Source organism: Ideonella azotifigens (genome assembly GCF_006519715.1).
GTDB classification, from domain to species: Bacteria; Pseudomonadota; Gammaproteobacteria; order Burkholderiales; family Burkholderiaceae_C; genus Ideonella; species Ideonella azotifigens.
The window spans coordinates 1-1,563 of the sequence record NZ_VIDT01000983.1 but is presented as its reverse complement, the minus strand read 5'-3'; the positions used below and the strand labels follow the sequence as shown (position 1 = coordinate 1,563).

The following is a 1,563-nucleotide window of genomic DNA, read 5'->3' as shown; positions in this document are numbered from 1 at the left end:
TTGCCCTGGGGGCTGACCGACGCGCAGCAGCGTGTCAGCCAGGAGATTGCCGCCGACCTGGCCAAGCCGCAGCCGATGCACCGCCTGCTGCAGGGTGACGTGGGTTCGGGCAAGACGGTGGTGGCCGCACTCGCCGCCGCGGTCGCGATGGACGCTGGCTGGCAGTGCGCGCTGATGGCACCCACCGAGATCCTGGCCGAGCAGCATTTCGTCAAGCTGGTGCAGTGGCTGCAGCCGCTGGGCATCACCGTCGCCTGGTTGACCGGCAGCCGCAAGGGCAAAGGCCGGCGCGAGATGCTGGAACGGGTGGCCAGCGGCGAGGCGAAGCTGATCGTCGGCACGCATGCGGTGATCCAGGACGACGTGCAGTTCGCGCGGCTGGGCCTGGCCATCGTCGACGAACAGCACCGCTTCGGCGTGGCCCAGCGGCTGGCGCTGCGGCGCAAGCTGCGCACCGAGCGCGGTCCGGGCAGCCCAGCGCTGGAGCCACACCTGCTGATGATGAGCGCCACGCCGATCCCGCGCACGTTGGCGATGACTTACTTCGCCGACCTGGAGGTTTCGACCATCGACGCGCTGCCGCCCGGCCGCACGCCCATCCTGACCAAGGTCTTCGGCGAAGGCCGGCGCGACGAGGTGATGGCGCGCATTGCCGAGGAGGTGGCGCGGGGCCGGCAGGTGTACTGGGTCTGCCCGCTGATCGAGGAATCCGAAGCCGAGGGCGACGGGCGCGGCAAGCCGCTCTCGGAACTGGCCAATGCGACCGACACGCACCAGGAACTGAGCGATGCGCTGCCAGGCGTGGTGGTCGGGCTGATCCACGGCCGGCTGGCACCCACCGAGAAGGCCGAAGTGATGGCCCGCTTTGCCAGCGGGCAGACCGCCGTGCTGGTGGCGACCACGGTGATCGAGGTTGGCGTGGACGTGCCGAACGCCAGCCTGATGGTGATCGAACATGCCGAGCGCTTTGGCCTGGCGCAGCTGCACCAGCTGCGTGGCCGCGTGGGTCGTGGCGAGGTGGCCAGCATCTGCGTGCTGCTGTACAGCTCGCCGCTGTCCGAGACCGGCAAGCAGCGGCTCAAGGCGATGGTGGAAACCGGGGACGGTTTCGAGATCGCGCGGCGCGACCTGGAGATCCGCGGGCCGGGCGAGTTCATGGGCGCGCGCCAATCGGGCGATGCCTTGTTGCGTTTTGCCGACTTGGCAGAGGACGCGCCGCTGCTGGCAAGGGCCCGCCAGGCGGCGCCTTGGCTGCTGGATCACCACCCTGCCGCCGCCCGGGCGCAAGTGGCCCGCTGGCTGGGCAGCAAGGCCGATTTCCTGAAGGCCTGAGGGTCAACCGTCCCCCCGCAAGAGGGGTTGACCCGACCTGTCAGTTCTGACACCTCCCCCTGTTCAAGGGATGTCATCGCGCTGAAACAGAGCCCGACACTGCGTCGCGGCCCGAAGTCGACGATCCGCCGACTTCGGGCCGCAAAAAAACTACCCACAAGGAAATCGGACTCATGAAGACTTTCGCGTTCAATGCCATTGCCATGGCTGTCGTGGCCTTCTCGATGGCTG

1 protein-coding gene is annotated in these 1,563 nt (G+C 68.5%); it reads left to right on the top strand.

Annotation, left to right across the window (positions count from 1 at the left end; all coding sequences use genetic code 11):
* On the top strand, window positions 1-1,332 hold a 1,332-nt coding region (locus FKP22_RS29890), incomplete at its 5' end, for an ATP-dependent DNA helicase RecG (RefSeq protein WP_141291852.1).
* Between the last annotated feature and the right edge of the window lie 231 nt (window positions 1,333-1,563).